The organism is Pseudomonas sp. NPDC089734 (assembly GCF_044748865.1).
GTDB lineage: Bacteria > Pseudomonadota > Gammaproteobacteria > Pseudomonadales > Pseudomonadaceae > Aquipseudomonas.
Genome location: NZ_JBIVGV010000005.1, coordinates 22596 through 40195 on the forward strand (window position 1 = coordinate 22596; position 17600 = coordinate 40195).

The following is a 17600-nucleotide window of genomic DNA, read 5'->3' on the forward strand; positions in this document are numbered from 1 at the left end:
CATCAGCGGCGGTTTCTCTGTCAGGCAGCGGTGTCGAGGTATTTGCCGATCGGCTTGCTGCCATCGGTGTCATAACGCTCGCCCAGCGCGGCAATCATCTTGCTCAGGGCCTGAGCAGCCATCTGATTGGCGTTGGTCTGTTCGCTGTTGCTGTTGCTCTGGTTCAGAGCGGCGGACAGTTCGGTCGCGCTGATGCTGTCATCACTGTCGGTATCCAGGGCGCTGAACAGGGTGGCGCTGTCAGTGCTGCTGACATTGGCGAACTGGGCCGGTGGTTGCTGCGGTTGCAGGCTGGCGGTCAGCTCTTCAAGGCTGACAGTGCCGTCCTCATTGGTGTCCAGGGCGTCGAACACTTCAGTGCTGTCGGCCGTGCTGCCGGCATTGGTCAGGCCAGTGGTCAGTTCGTCGCTGCTGATCGAGCCGTCACCGTCGGAATCCAGTGAGCTGAGCAGGTCTTCAGCCAGATCGGTGGCAGGTTGCATCGGCGGTGGCGGAGGAGGCGTCAGGGCGGCCAGTTCATCGGCATCCAGGCTGTCGTCATCGTCGCTGTCCAGGGTGCTGAACGCTTCGCTCAGGCTGACGGTAATGCCGTCTTTATTGTCCGAAGACAGTGCCGAACTCAGTTCATCCTTGCTGATGCTGCCATCGCCGTCGGTATCGAGCTTGGCCAACAGCTCTTCCTGGAATTTCTTGCTGCTTGTACTTGAAGTCAAGCTGCTTGAGCTGGTGTAGCTCGAAAAACTACTGCTGATACCACTGATCATTGGGCTGACTCCCATGAGGTTGATAGAGCCGATGGCGGTGCACCGGCTTATGAAGCCTCAAGGTGTCAGTTGTCGTGGGGATGTGGGCTTTGTATCGGAGGGGATACGAAGCCTTCAGGCCCGTGGCAGATCAAGAATCGCCGTCAGGCCGCCACCCGGCGTCTGTGTGAGATAGAGCTCGCCACCCATGCGCCAGGCGGCCTCTCGGGCGATGGTCATGCCCATGCCGACGCCGCCGGAATTACGGTTGCGTGAGCCTTCCAGGCGGTAGAAGGGTTCGAATACGGTTTCGTGGAGTTCGGGGGCGATTCCCGGTCCATGGTCGATGACCGAAATTTTCACGCGATTGGCCTGATCCTGGATGTCGATTTTCACACTGCCGGCATAGCGCAGGGCATTGTCGATCAGGTTGTGCAGGCAGGATCGCAGTGCCATTGGTTGGGTCTTGAGGGGTTTGCAGTGCCCCTGATATTGAACGTCGTCGCCGTTGTCCTGGGCGTTTTCGGCCAGGGATTCGATCAGAGAGTGCAGGTCGAGCTGTTGCAGGACTTCATTCTTCCGGTGCTCGTTCAGGTAACTGAGGGTGGCATCGAGCATGTTGATCATGTCGTCCAGGTCCTGAGTCATCTGGGCGTGCAATTTGGGGTCGTCGATCTTTTCGACGCGCAGTTTCAGGCGAGAGAGTGGCGTGCGCAGGTCATGGGAGACAGCCGCCAGCATGCGCCCGCGTTGTTGCATCTGTTCGCGAATCTTCTGCTGCATCAGATTGAACGTCTGGGCAGCGTTGCGGGCTTCCCGCGGACCGGTGATTTCCAGAGGCGGGCTGTCGAGGTTTTCGCTCAGGCGCTCGGCGGCTTCGCTTATGCGGCGTACGGGGCGACTCAGCGCCTTGGCGCCGTACCAGGCTGCGATCACCAGCGTGAGCAACTGGAACCCCATCACAGTCAGCGGGCCGCGCCAGGGCGAAGGGCGACGAGGCCCGTGATCTTCGGGCGGGCCCGGAGGCTCATGATGCTGGGCAGACTCCGGCGGGGCCTCCCTCAGCGGCGGTGGGGCGTATTGTGTGAACCAGATGAATGCCAATACATGCGCCAGCAGGATGGCAATCAGTGCACCACCGAACAGGCGCGCAAAAAGTGTATCGGCTGATCTTATCAAGCGAGTTCCCTGGCATCGAAGAGGTAGCCTTCACCGCGCACAGTCTTGATCAGTTGGGGATTTTTCGGATCATCCCCCAGCTTCTGGCGCAGACGCGATACCAGCAGATCAATGCTGCGATCGAAGGCTTCTATGGAGCGGCCCCGGGCAGCGTCCAGCAACTGCTCGCGGCTGAGTACGCGATGAGGGCGCTCCAGAAAGACCCGCAACAGGCGGAATTCGGCGTTGGAAAGCGGGACAACCAGGCCATCTGCAGCGATCAACTGGCGCAGGACGCTGTTCAGGCGCCAGGCATCGAAACGCACGGTGGTGCGCTGTTCGCTGCGTTCGTCGCGTACGCGGCGCAAGACGGTCTGGATACGGGCCACCAGCTCGCGTGGCTCGAATGGCTTGGCCATGTAGTCGTCGGCACCCAGTTCAAGGCCGATGATCCGGTCTGTGGGTTCGCAACGGGCGGTGAGCATCAGGATCGGAATGTCCGAGGTGCTGCGCAGCCAGCGGCACAGTGACAGGCCGTCTTCGCCCGGCAGCATCAGGTCCAGCACGACGACGTCGAACGTCTCCTCGGCCAGTGCCTGACGCATTTGCGCGCCATCGGTGACACCCTTGGACTGGATGTTGAAACGGGACAGGTAATCACAGAGCAGTTCACGAATGGCCACGTCATCGTCGACGATCAGGGCGCGGATATTCCAGCGCTGTTCGGAGGATGAGTTATCGGTATTGCTGTCGGGGATTGCTTGCATAGTGCGACTGCTGCCTTGTGATGCCGCCATCACTGGCCGCTATTGAAGATCAACGCTCCCGTCATGCTACTTCGCCAGGAGGCGCGGCGAAAGGGTGTCGCGGCAGAATGTCGTGGGCATGTCGTGAATGTATCCTTGTTGGTACAAAGGAGGGGCCTGCTTAAACGACTTGCCTGCGACGCTCCTTTTGCGGATAAACCCGCTTGCCGCTTGCCGCTTGCCGCTTGTGCTTTGCGTTCTTTACGCCTTCTTTACGCCCCTCGCGGTCTGTCGCTCTCGTTCCTTTACACCCCTCCTGCGGACAATGGCTGCCAAGCGGCAACCGCCGTAGCGACGGAGAATTTCAATGAGCGTTCTGGATGGGGTGTCCCTGTTGTTGGCGGCAGGGCTGTTCATTTACTTGCTGGTTGCGCTGCTGCGCGCCGGCCGGAACTAGGAGCAGCCATGCACAGTTATGACTATCTGTTGATCCTGGCCTTTCTGGTACTGGTCATCTTGCCCGCACCCTGGCTGGGGCGTTTCTACTATAGGGTCGTTGAAGGCGAGCGCACCTGGCTGACCCCGGCGCTGGGGCCGGTGGAACGTATCTGCTATCGCCTGTCGGGCATCGATCCGAAGGTAGAGCAGAACTGGAAAGCCTACCTGTGGGCCTTGCTGGCCTTCAACCTGGCCGGTTTCGTGCTGTTGTTCACCCTGTTGCTGGGGCAGGGCGCCTTGCCGCTCAACCCGCAGCAATTGCCGGGGATGGAATGGTCGCAGGCGTTCAACACAGCGATGAGTTTTGTCACCAATACCAACTGGCAGAGCTATAGCGGCGAAGCGTCGTTGAGCTACCTGAGCCAGATGGCGGGGCTGACCGTGCAGAACTTCGTCAGCGCCGCCACGGGCATCGCTGTGTTGCTGGCGTTCTGTCGCGGTATCAGTCGCCGCTCGACGGAAAACCTCGGCAACTTCTGGACCGACATGACCCGTGTCGTCCTGTATGGACTGCTGCCGCTGTGTGCCGTGCTGGCCTTGCTACTGGTCTGGCAGGGTGTGCCGCAAAGCTTTGCCCATTACATCGATGCCGTCACCTTGCAGGGCGCCGATCAAAGCCTGCCCATGGGGCCGGCAGCAAGCCAGATTGCCATCAAGCAACTGGGCACCAACGGCGGCGGTTTCTTCGGCGTGAACTCGGCGCATCCGTTCGAGAACCCGACGGCATTGAGCAATCTGCTGCAACTGGTGTCGATCCTGCTGATCCCGGCGGCGCTGGTCTTTACCTTCGGCCATTACGTCAAGGACATGCGCCAGAGCCGCGCAATCATGGCCTGCATGTTGAGCCTGCTGTTGATCGGCGGTGCCGTGTCGCTGTGGGCCGAATACCAGCCCAACCCGGCGCTGAACATTGCCGGTGTCGAGCAGACCGCACCGCTGGAAGGCAAGGAAAGCCGCTTCGGCACGACCGCCACCGTATTGTGGGCAACGGCGACCACCGCAGCCTCGAACGGCTCGGTCAACGCCATGCATGACAGCCTCAACCCGCTGAGCGGCATGGTCGCGCTGGTCAACATGATGGTGGGTGAGGTGATTTTCGGCGGCGTCGGTGTCGGCCTCAACGGCATGTTGCTCAACGTGCTGATTGCGGTGTTCCTGGCGGGGCTGATGATCGGTCGCACTCCGGAATACCTGGGCAAGAAGTTGCAGGCGACGGAAATCCGTCTGCTGGTCGCGACGCTGCTGGTGATGCCGGTGGGCGTGCTGGTACTGGGGGCCGTGGCGGCCAGCCTGCCCGGACCGCTGGCGTCGGTGAGCAACCCCGGTCCTCATGGCTTCAGCCAGTTGCTGTACGCCTATACCTCGGCCTCGGCCAATAACGGCTCGGCATTCGGCGGGTTCGGCGCCAATACGGTGTTCCACAACCTGATGCTCAGCGTGGCGATGTTCCTCGGGCGATTCGGCTACATCGTGCCGGTCCTGGCACTGGCGGGCAGCCTGGCGATGAAAAAGGCCGCGCCGCAGGGCCTCAACAGCTTCCCGACTCACGGCCCGCTGTTCGTGACCTTGCTGACCGTGACCATTTTGCTGGTCGGTGGCCTGACCTTCCTGCCAACCCTGGCACTGGGTCCGATTGCCGAACATTTGAGCCTGGGCTTCTGAGGAGCCGATGATGAATATGCAGATTCCCGCAACAAAACCGGCTGAATCACCTGCTGTGACTGAATCGGTGAAAACCAGCTTTTCAGCGCTGTGGCGCGGGGCGCTGGTGCAAGCCTTCGTCAAGCTCGATCCTCGCCAGCTGGCGCGCTCTCCCGTCATGCTGGTGGTGGAGCTGACGGCGATCCTGACCACGATTCTGTGTCTGATCCCCGATCCGGCCGTGCCGATGGGGATCGCGGTGCAGATCGCCTTGTGGTTGTGGTTCACGGTGTTGTTCGCCAACTTTGCCGAAGCCCTGGCCGAAGGGCGTGGCAAGGCTCGCGCCGACAGCCTCAAGGCAGGCAGCGAAGGCCTCAAGGCGCGTCGCCGGGATGAGTCCGGTGCGTTCAGCGTGGTCAATGCGAGTGCGTTGCGCAAAGGCGATGTGGTGCGCGTCGAGGCCGGAGAAATGATCCCCGGCGACGGCGAGGTCATCGAAGGCATCGCCGCCGTCAACGAGGCGGCGATTACCGGTGAATCGGCCCCGGTCATCCGTGAGTCCGGCGGTGATCGTTCGGCGGTTACCGGCAACACCCGGCTGGTGTCCGACTGGCTGCTGGTGCGGATCAGCACCAACCCCGGCGAATCGACCCTGGACCGCATGATTGCGTTGGTCGAAGGCGCCAAGCGCCAGAAAACCCCCAATGAGGTGGCGCTGGATATCCTGCTGATCGGCCTGACCCTGATCTTCCTGCTGGTGGTCGTGACCTTGCAGCCCTTCGCCCATTTCGCCGGTGGCAGCCTGCCGCTGGTGTTTCTGGTGGCGTTGCTGGTGACCTTGATTCCCACCACCATTGGCGGCCTGTTGTCAGCCATCGGCATTGCCGGGATGGACCGTCTGGTACGCCTGAATGTCATCGCCAAGTCCGGGCGCGCCGTGGAGGCAGCCGGGGATGTTCATGTCCTGCTGCTGGACAAGACGGGCACCATCACCTTCGGCAACCGTCGGTGCAGTGCGCTGTATGCCGCCCCGGGTGTGACCTCTCGCGAAATGAGCGAAGGGGCCTTGCTGGCGTCTCTGGCCGATGACACGGCCGAAGGCAAATCCATCGTTGAGTTCCTGCGTAACCTCAACCCCATGACCGAGCCTCAGGCGGCTGAGCTGACGGCTGTGCCATTCAGCGCCGAAACGCGCCTGTCCGGTGTGGATTACCAGGGCCGTCAATACCGCAAGGGGGCCGTGGATTCGTTGCTGGCATTCGTGGGCATGCAACGCCGGGACCTGCCAGCGGCACTGGCCCGTGAAATCGACAAGATCGCCAAGACGGGCGGCACGCCGCTGCTGGTGTGTGTCGACAGGAAACTGCTGGGTGCGATTCACCTCAAGGACGTGGTCAAGCCAGGGATTCGCGAGCGTTTCGCCGAGTTGCGCAAGCTGGGGATTCGCACCGTGATGGTGACGGGCGACAACCCGCTGACCGCTGCGGCCATTGCGGCTGAAGCGGGCGTGGACGATGTCCTGGCCGAAGCCACCCCGGAGAAAAAGCTTGAGCGCATCCGTGCCGAGCAGAACGAAGGCCGTCTGGTGGCGATGTGTGGCGACGGTGCCAACGATGCTCCGGCCCTGGCCCAGGCAGACGTCGGCATGGCCATGAACGACGGCACCCAGGCGGCACGCGAAGCGGCGAACATGGTGGATCTGGACAGCGACCCGACCAAGTTGCTGGATGTGGTACAGATCGGCAAGGAATTGCTGGTCACTCGCGGCGCGTTGACGACGTTCTCCATCGCCAATGACATTGCCAAATACTTCGCGATCCTGCCCGCGCTGTTTGCGGCGATCTACCCGCAGCTGGGCGTCCTGAACATCATGCAACTGGCCAGCCCGCAAAGCGCGATCGTGTCGGCCATTGTGTTCAACGCCTTGATCATCGTGCTGCTGATTCCGCTGGCCCTGCGTGGTGTCAGGGTCCAGGCCGCCAGCGCTGCCCATCTGTTGCGTCGCAATCTGTTGATCTACGGGCTGGGCGGGATTGCCGTGCCGTTCGTGGGCATCAAGTTGATCGACCTGCTGCTGGTCGGGTTGGGGTTGGTGTAGGGCCGAATGTATACGGGAATGTTTTTCGCGGATGAATCCGCTCCTGCAGGGATTACGGGACCCGACAGTCTTTATCTGATTTTGAGGAATTTGCTATGTCCACTGTATTGCGTCCGGCCTTGAGCCTGCTTGTGTTGATGACTGTACTGACTGGCGTTGCTTATCCATTGGCTGTAACGGGTGTGGCTCAAGTGGCGTTTCCCGAGCAGGCCAATGGCAGTCTGGTGTATGACGCCGATGGCAAGGTGCGCGGTTCGCAGTTGATTGCCCAGGCTTTCAGTGGGGATGAGTGGTTCCAGCCGCGGCCTTCGGCCGGGGCCTTCGCCACGGTTTCCAGCAGCGCAAGCAACCTGTCACCGAGCAACCCGGCCCTGGCGACCCGGGTCGCCGATGAGGCTGGCAAGCTGGCGGTTGCCGGGCAGGGCTCGGTGCCCCTGGCCTTGTTGACCACTTCCGGTAGCGGTCTGGACCCGCATCTGCCACCATCCGCCGCCATTTATCAGGCTGCCCGGGTCGCCGCAGCACGGCAGTTGCCGCTGGAGCAGGTGCAGGCCCTTATCGAGGCCAACACTGAACGGTCATTGATTGGCCCGCCCGTGGTCAATGTGCTGAACTTGAATCGTGCCTTGAATCAGTTACCGTCTGCGCAACGCCAGGCGCAACTTTGAGTGAGTAGTGACAACCATGAGTGATTCCGGCCGTGCCGATGCCTTGCTAGCCGATATGCCCAGCGCCGGGCGCGGGCGTCTCAAAGTATTTCTGGGGGCTGCACCAGGGGTCGGAAAGACCTATGCGATGCTCCAGGCCGCCCACAGGCAACTGCGTCAGGGCGTCAAGGTGCTGGCCGGTGTGGTCGAAACCCATGGTCGTGCCGAGACCGAGGCGTTGCTGAGTGGTTTGCCGCAACAGCCCATGCTGCGTTCCCAGTACCGGGGCGTGACCCTGGAGGAGATGGATCTCGACGGCCTGCTCGAGCTGCGCCCGGAACTGGTGCTGGTGGACGAACTGGCCCACAGCAACGCACCGGGCAGCCGTCATGCGAAACGCTGGCAGGACATTCAGGAACTGTTGGCGGCGGGCATCAATGTCTACACCACCGTCAACGTTCAGCATCTGGAAAGCCTCAACGATCAGGTGCGGGGAATTACCGGTGTCCAGGTCCGCGAAACCTTGCCCGACTGGGTATTGCAGGAGGCCTATGAGCTGGTGCTGATCGACCTGCCGCCCCGCGAATTGCTGGAGCGGTTGCGTGACGGCAAGGTGTATGTGCCGGAGCAGGCACGGGCCGCCATCGATGCCTTTTTCACCCAGACCAATCTCACGGCATTGCGTGAGATGGCCATGCAGGCGGCTGCGGCCCAGGTCGATAACGATCTGGCCCAGGGCTATCGCCAGTTGGGGCAGGACGCGCCCGCCGTGCGTGGCCGCTTGCTGGTCTGCGTGGATGGCGACGTGCATGCCGAACGCCTGGTTCGTCATGCCAGCCGGGTGGCGCAGCGTCGGCATCTGCCCTGGACCCTGGTGCATGTCGACAATGGCCGTCCCTTCGATGAGCCGTCCCGCGCCCGTTTGCAGCGTGCCCAGCAACTGGCCGAGCGTCTGGGGGGTGAAGTGGTACAGCTCCGCGCCGGAGAAGTGGCCAGAACCCTCATTCAGCATGCCGCCGAACGACGGGCCAGCGTGGTACTGGTCGGTCAGTCGCGGCCACGCCTGCGTCGTCGATTGTTCGGTGGCGGTGTTGCCGAACGCCTGTTGCGTGAAGCCCACGGTCTGGAAATCAGCGTGCTGGACAGCGAGCCGCTGCCGGATCAGCCACGGATTCGCTCGTCCCGTCCGGCACCCTGGTTCGATTACCTGCTGGCGCTGATTGCGACCGTGCTGGCCAGCGCCCTGGCCTGGGCCGTGTCGAACGTGCTGGATTTGCCGAATATCTCGCTGGTGTTTCTGGCAGCGGTTCTGCTGGTGGCGATACGCACCAGCGTGGGGCCGGCCCTGGCCTGTTCGGTGATGTCGTTCCTGGCCTATGACTTTCTGTTCATGCCCCCCAGCTTCTCGCTGACTATCCAGCGCGAAGAGGACGTACTGACCTTGCTGTTCTTCCTGTTGATGTCGGCCCTGACCGGCAATCTGGCGGCCCGTCAGCGCCATCAACTGGAGGCTTTGCGCGATACTCAGGAACAGACCAGCGAGTTGCTGGACCTGTCCCGCAAACTGACGGCCGCAACGGACCGGCAGGCCGTGCTCAGTGCGGCCGGGCAGCATTTGAACGGCTGGCAAGAGTTGCAGGTCTATTTGCTGGATCGGGATACACAAGGCGTCTGGAAACTCGACAGCAATATCGATCCCTTGTCCGAGTCGGAGCGTGCAGCCGCAGACTGGGCCTGGCAGCACGATCAGGCGGCGGGCTACGGCACCGGCACCTTGCCGTCCGGCCGTTGGTGGTGGTGGCCGTTGTCCGGTGACAATGGCCCGCTGGCCTTGCTGGGCGTGTGTCCCCGTGACGGGCAGGAATTCACGGCGCAGCGCCGTCGCCTGCTGATTGCCCTCAGTCAGCCACTGGCCCAGGCCCTGGCCCGGGCGCGACTGGCCGAAGACCTGGAAGCCGCGCGCCTGCACGGTGAAACCGAGCAGTTGCGCAGTGCCTTGCTGGCCTCGGTATCCCATGACCTACGCACGCCACTGACCGCCATGCGTGGCAGCATCGACAGCCTGCTGGCCCTGGATGAGGCCATTTCGCCACCGGATCGCCGCGAACTGCTGGAAGGTACCCGGGACGAAGCCGAGCGTCTGGATCGCTACATTCAGAACCTTCTGGACATGACCCGTCTGGGGCATGGTGCCCTCAAGCTGGCGCGTGACTGGGTATCGCCCGGCGACATCGTCGGCAGCGCGCTCGGTCGCCTGCGTGCGGTACTGGCTCCCTTGCAGGTCGAGGCCCGTGTCTCTGCTGAATTGCCGCTGTTGTATGTGCATGCCGCTCTGATCGAACAGGCGCTGGTCAATGTGCTGGAAAACGCCGCACGTTTCTCGCCCCTCAACGGCCGCTTGCAGGTGGCCGTGAGCGTGGCAGAGGACGAATTGTCATTTGCTGTAAGCGATGAGGGGCCGGGCATTCCCGAGAATGAGCGAGCGAAGATTTTCGACATGTTCTACACCGCAGCCCGTGGCGATCGCGGCGGGCAGGGGACCGGGCTGGGGCTGGCCATCTGTCAGGGCATGGTCGGTGCCCATGGCGGGCGGGTCAGTGTCGGAGCGGGCATTGACGGGCAGGGCACCTGTATCACCCTGCATTTACCCTTGCAGACCCAGCCTGAGGCGGAAGTGGAGGCGTTGTCTTGAGGGCGCTTTACGTTAGTCTTGTGGCCATTCCCGTCATTGCAGGCCCAGAGGCATCATGAGTCAGACCGCAACCATTCTGGTGATCGACGACGAACCGCAGATCCGCAAGTTTCTGCGTATCAGCCTTGTCTCTCAGGGATACAAGGTGCTCGAAGCGCCTACCGGAGTCGATGGCCTGAGCCAGGCCGCGTTGAGCAAGCCGGACCTGCTGGTGCTTGACCTCGGCTTGCCGGACATGGACGGCCAGGAGGTGCTGAAGGAGTTTCGCGAATGGTCGAGTGTGCCGGTGCTGGTGCTTTCGGTTCGGGCCAGCGAAGCGCAGAAGGTCCAGGCGCTGGACGCCGGGGCCAACGATTACGTGACCAAACCCTTCGGTATCCAGGAATTTCTGGCCAGGGTGCGGGCCTTGTTGCGCCAGGTTCCGGCAGGCGACAGGCCCGAGGCGGCCTTGAACCTGGGGCCGCTGACCGTGGACCTGGCCTATCGGCGTGTGTTGCTCGACGGGGTGGAAGTCGCCCTGACCCGCAAGGAGTATGCGGTGCTGGCGCAATTGGCGCGTTACCCCGGACGCGTGATTACCCAGCAGCAACTGCTCAAGGACATCTGGGGGCCGACCCATACCGAGGACAGCCATTACCTGCGGATCGTGGTGGGGCATTTGCGTCAGAAACTGGCTGACGACCCCACCGCGCCCCGTTTCATCGTGACCGAAGCCGGGGTGGGTTATCGTCTTGCAGCAGGGGCGTCAGACCCGGCCGTGTAAGCCAATTCATTCGCGAAAAAGCCTCAGAACGCCGTTCCGATCCACATCCACAACGGCAGGGTTGCAGCCGACAACAGGGTCGTCAGGCAGATCGCCGAACTGGTTTTCTGCACGTCAGGCACGGTGCGGGCAAAGCCCAGCACGTTCACCCCGGACGGACCGGCCGCCATCAGCACCAGCACCGAACGCGGCATCCCTTCGATGCCCAGGACAATGCAGGCCAGCAACACCAGCAGCGGCATGAGCGCCAGTTTGGCGAAGGTGATGCCCAGGGCTTCGGCGCTGGGTGTCAGCTTGTAGCTGGAGAGGTTGGCGCCCAGCACGATCAGGGCGCAGGGCAGGGCCGCCTGGGCCAGCCAGGTGGTGAGATGGTCCGCCCAGTCCGGTAATGAAAAGCCCGAAAGGTTCAAGGCCACGCCCAGCAGCAGGCCAATGATCATCGGGTTCGCCAGACTGGCGATCAACGAGCGTGAGTTGAAAGGCTCATTGCCCGCGAAGCTGTCGTACAGGCTCTGGAAGCTGAACAGCAACAGGCTGTGGACGGCAATCACGGTAAACAGCAGCACCAGCCCCGGCTGGCCGAACAGACCGGCCACCATCGGAATGCCGATCAGCACGTTATTGGAAAACCCCGCCGTCAGGCCGAAGGGCGTCGGGTGCCCGATAAAGCGGTGGGCCACCAGATTGACCAGCGCAAACACCATCAGTGCAGGCACGAAGTAGGCCGCCAGTATCCGGATATCCAGACCATTGTGCAGGGGCGCCTTGGCCATGCCGGTAAACAGCACCATGGGCATGAACAGCTTGAAGGCCAGGTTGCTCAGGGCCTTGGTGCTCTCGACGGTCAACGCTTTGCGTCGGCCCAGGACGTAGCCCAGAACGATCAACAGGAATATCGGCAGGATGGCTTGCGAGACGGCCACGGGCATAGGCTCCTTGAGTGAATGGCTGCGCATTATGAACAGGAAATCCTGCGATTGTCTGCGAAAGATCAAGGTTTTTGTCGGTGTGGCATACATATTGCTAATGCCTGTTAACCTGATGTTAAGCCTTTGCTGGCGACGTCATCTTCTGGAGACCCGTGCATGCAGTCACTCAATCTCAGGCAGATCGAAGTCTTTCGTGCCGTCATGATCACCGGCTCGATCAATGGCGCTGCCCAATTGCTGCTGGTGTCTCAACCGGCGGTCAGCCGCATGTTGTCGCACACGGAGGCACGGATCGGTTTCCAGCTGTTTGAGCGGGTCAAGGGGCGTCTGTACCCGTCCCCGGAAGCGCGACGTCTGTTTCACGATGTGGAGTCGGTGTATCGCAATATTCAGCGGGTCAACACCACGCTCCAGGATCTGGTCCAGCAGCGTCATGGCGTGCTGCGCATTGCCAGCAGTCCCAGTCTGGGCCATCAGATGGTGCCGGACACCATTGCTGCGTTTCGTCGCAATAACGAGCATGTGCGGGTCAGCCTCGAGTGCCTGCGGCATGTGCTGCTGCGCGACCGTCTGCTGGATCAGCAGGCGGATCTCGGAATTTCCCTGTTTCCCATCGATCACCCCAATCTGCGGGCCATTCCGCTGAGCGAAGTGCGGATGCTGATGGTCTGTCCCCGTGGACATGAACTTCTGGACCTGCCCCCCGAAGCCTTGCCCGATGCGCTGGCCGCTTATCCCCTGATCGGCTATCCGGCCGAAACGCCTTTCTTCAGTGTCATCAAGCCGGCCTTCGAGCGTGCCGGTCTGGAGTATCGGCCGAGCATCGAGGTCGATTCGCCGCACCATGCCTGTGCGCTGGTCAAGAATGGCGCAGGGTTTTCCGTGGTCGACGAGATTTCCTTCCGGGCTTCGGCTGCGGGGCTGATGGGCGTCTTGCCGATCCTGACCCGGGAGCGATTGAGGGTCAGCCTGGTCCATCTGCGCCGCGAGCCATTGGCTCAACTGGCGCAGTCGTTTGTCGAGCAGCTCAAGGACACGCTGATCGCCAGCGGTTTTGAGCACTCGCACGAATGACTTAACACGGTGTTAACCCCTGCCGACGTATTGGTATGCGACAGCGGCCGCAAGCTTGGCCAAGATGGACATCAATGCGATGTCACAGGGTTTGCCGACACTGAGTCGGCCTTGCGGGGGAAATACGAAATGCGCGAAATCGTTATCGGCGGTGCCCAGCTGGGTGCCATCCAGAAGAGTGATTCACGGGCCAGTGTCGTGCAGCGCATGCTGGCTCTGCTGGAACAGGCCCGTCAGCAGGGGTGTGAGCTGGTGGTGTTTCCCGAACTGGCACTGACCACTTTTTTCCCTCGCTGGTACATGGAAGATCAGCGTGAGGTCGATACCTGGTTCGAGCGGGAAATGCCCAGCGCCGAGACCCGGCCTCTGTTCGATTTCTCCCGCCAGCATTCGATAGCCATTTCCTTCGGTTATGCCGAACTGACCCCGGAAGGCCGTCATTTCAATACGTCGATTCTGACGGACCGGCAGGGCAATATCGTCGGCAAGTACCGCAAGGTCCATCTGCCGGGTCATGTGGAGTACGACACAGCGCGTGATTTCCAGCACCTTGAAAAGCGCTATTTCGAGCCGGGCGACCTGGGATTCCCGACCTTTGAAAACGAAAACGCGGTGATGGGCATGTGCATCTGCAATGACCGTCGCTGGCCGGAAACCTACCGTGTCATGGGCCTGCAGGGCGTCGAGCTGGTGATGCTGGGTTACAACACGCCGTCGATCAACTCCCAGAACCGTGGCGAAGGCGAGGAGCATCGCCTGTTCCACTCCGAGCTGTGCATGCAGGCCGGGGCCTATCAGAACGCGACCTGGGTGGTCGGCGTGGCCAAGGGCGGGGTCGAAGACGGTTTCCCCTTGATGGGCGGCAGTGTCATTGTCGATCCCAACGGTTTCGTGGTGGCCAGAGCCCAGGGGCAGGGGGACGAACTGATCAGCCACCGCTGCGACATGGACCTGTGCAACTTCGGCAAGACCACCATTTTCGATTTCGCCCGCCATCGGCGTATCGAGCATTACGGCATCATTTGCAGCCAGACAGGTGTCGAACGTCCGGCAGCGGCTTTCAAGCCGCAAGGTCTCTGACATGCGCACGGTCTATCTGAACGGAGAGTACGTCGCAGAAGATCAGGCGAAAGTGTCGGTTTTCGACCGGGGCTTCATGTTTGCCGACGCGATCTATGAAGTCACTGCCGTCTTGCGCGGCAAGCTGGTGGACTTCGATCTGCATGTGCAGCGCCTGCGCCGTTCTCTTGGGGAAATGGGCATGGCGTTACCGTTCACGGACGAGCAACTGCTGGGCATCCACCGACGCCTGATCGACCTCAATGCGCTGGACGAAGGGCTGGTCTACCTGCAGATCACGCGGGGCGCAGAAGATCGTAACTTTCTGTACCCGGCCACCGGCGTGCCTCAGACCGTGGTGCTCTATACCCAGGCCAAGGTGGTGCTCGACAGCCCGCTTGCCAGGCGAGGGATGAACATCGTCGGGCTGCCCGACCTGCGCTGGGGACGTAGCGATATCAAGACCACGCAGCTCTTGTATGCCTGCATGGCCAAGGAGCAGGCACGTCAGCAGGGGGCCGATGATGCCTGGTTGATCAAGGACGGGCTCGTGACCGAAGGGACCTCCAACAATGCATTCATCATCACGGCGGATGGCGTTGTAGTGACCCGTGGCCTGTCCAGTGCCTTGCTGCCCGGCGTGACACGAGGGGCGCTGATTGCGCTGCTGGACGAGCATGGATTGCGCCTCGAGGAACGGGCGTTTTCCCTGGAAGAGGCCAGGGCGGCGAGCGAGGCCTTCATCACCTCATCCACGTCCTTCATCTACCCGGTCGTGCGGATCGATGGTCAGGCCATTGGCGACGGTACACCCGGTGCCATGACCCTGCGTTTGCGACAACTCTATATCGAGCATGCCCTGGCGGTTCTGAACTGAGCCGCTGCACATATGGCCTCGTCGTCCGCAGAGACGACAGGCCCCGAACGTTTCTTCGACCACAAAGGACACCCTGCCGACCTCAGCCCTGAATCTGTAAGGAAGTTACGCATGAAACGACCACGCTCCATGCTTGCCCGTCTGCTAGTGCCCGTCGGGCTGTTGGCGGCGCTCAATGCTCCCCTGGCATTTTCTGCCGAAACGACCCTGCATGCGGTGATGTCTTCCTCGTTGCGGGTGTTGGACCCTGTCGCGACCACGGCACAGATCACCCGTAACCACGGGTTCATGATCTACGACACCCTGATCGCCATGGACGCCGACTTTCATCCACGCCCGCAAATGGCGGACTGGACGGTCTCGGCGGACGGTCTGGTCTACACCTTCACGCTGCGTGACGGCCTGCTCTGGCATGACGGCAAGCCGGTAACGGCGAAGGACTGTGTTGCCTCGCTCAAGCGCTGGGCCCATTACGATGTGGGCGGTCAGTTGATGATGAAGTCTGTCGCCAGCCTTGAGGCCCGCGATGACAGAACCCTGGTTCTCACGCTGGCCAAACCCTTCGGTTATGTGTTGCCTCTTCTGGCCAAACCCTCTTCGGTGGCGGCGTTCATGATGCCCGAGCGGGTGGCCAATACGGCCGAAGGCAAGATGATCACCGATTACACCGGCTCCGGTCCCTACACGTTCGTGGCCAGCGAGTTCGATCCGGGTAACCGGGTGGTGTACGAGAAATTCAAGGAGTATGTCCCGCGCCAGGAGCCTGCCAGCGGCACGGCCGGTGGCAAGGTGGTCAAGGTCGATCGCGTCGAGTGGATCAACATGCCGGATCGCATGACCGCCCTCAATGCGTTGTCGTCCGGCGACATCGATTTCATCGAGCAGTTGCCCATCGACCTGCTGCCGATGGTGGAGGCCGACGACAACCTCAGGACCGGTGTGCTCAGTGACCTGGGCCTGATGACCGGTGGCCGCATGAATTTCCTGTATCCGCCGTTCGATAACCCGGATATCCGCCGTGCGGCGTTGTTGGCCATGAACCAGAAAGACGTGCTCGATGCGCTGGTAGGCAATCCCAAGTATTACCAGCAATGTGCTTCTGTATTCGGCTGCGGGACCGAGCTGGAAAGCCAGGTCGGTGGTGAATCGCTGGTGAGCGGCGGGCGTCTTGAGGAGGCGAAGGCCTTGCTCAAGAAGGCCGGTTACGACGGCACGCCCGTGGTCATCATGCAGCCGACCGATGTACCAAGCCAGGCCTCGCAGCCTGTGGTGGCCGCACAGGCGCTGCGCAACGCGGGCTTCAAGGTCGACCTGCAACCGATGGACTGGCAGACACTGGTTTCGCGTCGCGCCAATCAGAAGTCGCCGGCCGAAGGGGGCTGGAACCTGTTCTTCACCTACTGGAACGTGCAGACCATCTGGAACCCGGTGGTCAACCCGATGCTCGACGGCAATGGCCAGAAAGGGGCCTGGTTCGGCTGGCCGACCGATCCGCAGATGAACGAGCTGCGTGTCGAGTTCGCGACAGCGACGACTCCTGAGGCACAGAAAGCGGTCGCGGCCCGGATCCAGAAGCACGCCATGGATCAGGTCAGTTACATCCCGCTGGGCCAGTATCACGATGTTTCGGCCTGGAACCGTCACATCAAGAACCTGCTCAAGGGACCGTCCACCGTGTTCTGGGCTGTCGAGAAGAGCCAGTGAGCCTGGTCTGTCTGTGGAGGCAACGATGCTGAGCTACTTCCTGCGCCGCATTCTGTCGGCAATACCAGTGATGCTGGTGGTTGCCCTGTTCGTTTTCCTGCTGCTGCGACTGTCGCCGGGGGACCCGGCGGCCATCATCGCCGGCGATATGGCAACGCCGCAGCAACTGGCGGCGATCCGGGAAAGCCTGGGGTTGAACCTGCCCCTGCATGAACAGTTCTTCGTCTGGATGGGGCAACTGTTGCAGGGCAATTTCAGCACGTCGCTGATGGCGCCCACGCCCGTGCTGACCATGATCGGTCAGCGAGTGGAACCGACCATCAGCCTGGCGCTGGTGTCGATCCTGTTCACCATTCTGATTTCGGTGCCGCTGGGTGTGCTGGCGGCCTGGAGGCACGGGACCTGGATCGACAACCTGGTGATGTCCACGTCGGTCATCGGCTTTTCGGTGCCGGTCTTCGTCATCGGTTATGTGCTGATCACGCTGTTTTCGATCGAGCTCAAGTGGCTGCCGGTGCAGGGCTTTCGCAGTATCACCGACGGTATCGGGCCATTTGCCCAGCGCATCGTGCTGCCGGCCCTGACCCTGTCGTCGGTGTACGTCGCGCTGGTGGCGCGAATGACCCGTGCCAGCATGCTGGAAGTGCTGGGCGAGGACTACATCCGCACCGCCCGGGCCAAGGGTGTGGCGGAAATCCATGTGCTGTTCCGGCATGCCTTGCGCAATGCATTGATTCCGATCCTCACGGTGATCGGGACGGGGTTTGCGCTGATGATTTCCGGCGTCGTGGTGACCGAGAGCGTTTTCAACATTCCCGGTCTGGGGCGGCTGATTGTCGATGCGGTACTGGCCAGGGACTTCCCGGTCATCCAGGGCATGATCCTGCTCACCAGCGGTGTCTATGTCGTCATCAACCTGTTGATCGACCTGTCGTACGCGATCAGCGATCCACGCATCCGCTATTGAGGGC

The 17600-nt window shown here is 61.7% G+C and carries 15 protein-coding genes; 11 read left to right on the forward strand and 4 right to left on the reverse strand.

Going from position 1 to position 17600, the window contains the following annotated elements; all coding sequences use genetic code 11:
* Window positions 1–20 precede the first annotated feature (20 nt).
* The 3 genes from xopAW to ACIPY9_RS08155 form a co-directional block, all read right to left on the reverse strand.
* Entirely contained in the window at window positions 21–764 is a 744-nt protein-coding gene (gene xopAW / locus ACIPY9_RS08145; protein WP_400699164.1) for a XopAW family type III secretion system calcium-binding effector, read from the reverse strand.
* A gap of 114 nt (window positions 765–878) precedes the next feature.
* Window positions 879–1922 (reverse strand): sensor histidine kinase, encoded by a 1044-nt coding sequence (locus ACIPY9_RS08150; protein ID WP_400699167.1) that lies wholly within the window; start codon window positions 1920–1922, stop codon window positions 879–881.
* On the reverse strand, window positions 1919–2668 hold the full coding sequence (locus tag ACIPY9_RS08155) for a response regulator (RefSeq protein ID WP_400699169.1): 750 nt from the start codon (window positions 2666–2668) through the stop codon (window positions 1919–1921). Before ACIPY9_RS08155 ends, ACIPY9_RS08150 begins: the two co-directional genes overlap by 4 nt.
* A 346-nt stretch (window positions 2669–3014) precedes the next feature.
* Here ACIPY9_RS08155 and kdpF point away from each other — a divergent pair, with 346 nt between their 5' ends.
* The 6 genes from kdpF (at window position 3015) to ACIPY9_RS08185 (ending at window position 10986) form a co-directional block, all read left to right on the forward strand.
* A complete protein-coding gene (gene kdpF / locus ACIPY9_RS08160) occupies window positions 3015–3104 on the forward strand; it encodes a K(+)-transporting ATPase subunit F (protein WP_219060310.1) in 90 nt (29 codons plus the stop codon).
* Between the two features lie 8 nt (window positions 3105–3112).
* Window positions 3113–4807, forward strand: coding sequence for a potassium-transporting ATPase subunit KdpA (gene kdpA, locus ACIPY9_RS08165; RefSeq protein WP_400699171.1), 1695 nt, complete (start codon window positions 3113–3115; stop codon window positions 4805–4807).
* Between the two features lie 10 nt (window positions 4808–4817).
* The gene (gene kdpB / locus ACIPY9_RS08170; RefSeq protein WP_400699174.1) at window positions 4818–6884 is read left to right on the forward strand and encodes a potassium-transporting ATPase subunit KdpB; all 2067 of its coding nucleotides are present in this window, start codon (window positions 4818–4820) and stop codon (window positions 6882–6884) included.
* A gap of 95 nt (window positions 6885–6979) precedes the next feature.
* Entirely contained in the window at window positions 6980–7552 is a 573-nt protein-coding gene (gene kdpC, locus ACIPY9_RS08175; RefSeq protein WP_400699176.1) for a potassium-transporting ATPase subunit KdpC, read from the forward strand.
* A gap of 16 nt (window positions 7553–7568) precedes the next feature.
* On the forward strand, window positions 7569–10223 hold the full coding sequence (locus ACIPY9_RS08180) for a DUF4118 domain-containing protein (RefSeq protein WP_400699178.1): 2655 nt from the start codon (window positions 7569–7571) through the stop codon (window positions 10221–10223).
* Between the two features lie 55 nt (window positions 10224–10278).
* Complete coding sequence (locus tag ACIPY9_RS08185; protein WP_400699181.1) at window positions 10279–10986, forward strand: response regulator; 708 nt, start codon at window positions 10279–10281, stop codon at window positions 10984–10986.
* Window positions 10987–11009: 23 nt separating this feature from the next.
* On the opposite strand, the gene ACIPY9_RS08190 is transcribed toward ACIPY9_RS08185, so the two are convergent.
* Window positions 11010–11909, reverse strand: a complete 900-nt coding sequence (locus ACIPY9_RS08190; protein ID WP_400699183.1) for an AEC family transporter — start codon at window positions 11907–11909, stop codon at window positions 11010–11012.
* A 162-nt stretch (window positions 11910–12071) separates the two neighbouring features.
* Between ACIPY9_RS08190 and ACIPY9_RS08195 the strand changes: the two genes are divergently transcribed.
* The 5 genes from ACIPY9_RS08195 (at window position 12072) to ACIPY9_RS08215 (ending at window position 17596) form a co-directional block, all read left to right on the forward strand.
* The gene (locus ACIPY9_RS08195) at window positions 12072–12989 is read left to right on the forward strand and encodes a LysR family transcriptional regulator (protein ID WP_400699185.1); all 918 of its coding nucleotides are present in this window, start codon (window positions 12072–12074) and stop codon (window positions 12987–12989) included.
* A 129-nt stretch (window positions 12990–13118) separates the two neighbouring features.
* Entirely contained in the window at window positions 13119–14069 is a 951-nt protein-coding gene (locus ACIPY9_RS08200) for an N-carbamoyl-D-amino-acid hydrolase (RefSeq protein ID WP_400699188.1), read from the forward strand.
* A gap of 1 nt (window position 14070) precedes the next feature.
* Entirely contained in the window at window positions 14071–14925 is an 855-nt protein-coding gene (locus tag ACIPY9_RS08205; protein ID WP_400699190.1) for a D-amino-acid transaminase, read from the forward strand.
* A gap of 111 nt (window positions 14926–15036) precedes the next feature.
* The gene (locus ACIPY9_RS08210) at window positions 15037–16629 is read left to right on the forward strand and encodes an ABC transporter substrate-binding protein (protein ID WP_400699193.1); all 1593 of its coding nucleotides are present in this window, start codon (window positions 15037–15039) and stop codon (window positions 16627–16629) included.
* A gap of 25 nt (window positions 16630–16654) precedes the next feature.
* A complete protein-coding gene (locus tag ACIPY9_RS08215; RefSeq protein WP_400699196.1) occupies window positions 16655–17596 on the forward strand; it encodes an ABC transporter permease in 942 nt (313 codons plus the stop codon).
* Window positions 17597–17600: the final 4 nt, after the last annotated feature.

Excerpts from the sequence above, each read along its gene's own strand:
- xopAW (WP_400699164.1), bottom strand. The coding sequence starts at position 764 with ATGATCAGTGGTATCAGCAGTAGTTTTTCGAGCTACACCAGCTCAAGC.
- ACIPY9_RS08155 (WP_400699169.1), bottom strand. The coding sequence starts at position 2,668 with ATGCAAGCAATCCCCGACAGCAATACCGATAACTCATCCTCCGAACAG.
- kdpF (WP_219060310.1), top strand. The coding sequence starts at position 3,015 with ATGAGCGTTCTGGATGGGGTGTCCCTGTTGTTGGCGGCAGGGCTGTTC.
- kdpA (WP_400699171.1), top strand. The coding sequence starts at position 3,113 with ATGCACAGTTATGACTATCTGTTGATCCTGGCCTTTCTGGTACTGGTC.
- kdpB (WP_400699174.1), top strand. The coding sequence starts at position 4,818 with ATGAATATGCAGATTCCCGCAACAAAACCGGCTGAATCACCTGCTGTG.
- kdpC (WP_400699176.1), top strand. The coding sequence starts at position 6,980 with ATGTCCACTGTATTGCGTCCGGCCTTGAGCCTGCTTGTGTTGATGACT.
- ACIPY9_RS08180 (WP_400699178.1), top strand. The coding sequence starts at position 7,569 with ATGAGTGATTCCGGCCGTGCCGATGCCTTGCTAGCCGATATGCCCAGC.
- ACIPY9_RS08185 (WP_400699181.1), top strand. The coding sequence starts at position 10,279 with ATGAGTCAGACCGCAACCATTCTGGTGATCGACGACGAACCGCAGATC.
- ACIPY9_RS08195 (WP_400699185.1), top strand. The coding sequence starts at position 12,072 with ATGCAGTCACTCAATCTCAGGCAGATCGAAGTCTTTCGTGCCGTCATG.
- ACIPY9_RS08200 (WP_400699188.1), top strand. The coding sequence starts at position 13,119 with ATGCGCGAAATCGTTATCGGCGGTGCCCAGCTGGGTGCCATCCAGAAG.
- ACIPY9_RS08205 (WP_400699190.1), top strand. The coding sequence starts at position 14,071 with ATGCGCACGGTCTATCTGAACGGAGAGTACGTCGCAGAAGATCAGGCG.
- ACIPY9_RS08210 (WP_400699193.1), top strand. The coding sequence starts at position 15,037 with ATGAAACGACCACGCTCCATGCTTGCCCGTCTGCTAGTGCCCGTCGGG.
- ACIPY9_RS08215 (WP_400699196.1), top strand. The coding sequence starts at position 16,655 with ATGCTGAGCTACTTCCTGCGCCGCATTCTGTCGGCAATACCAGTGATG.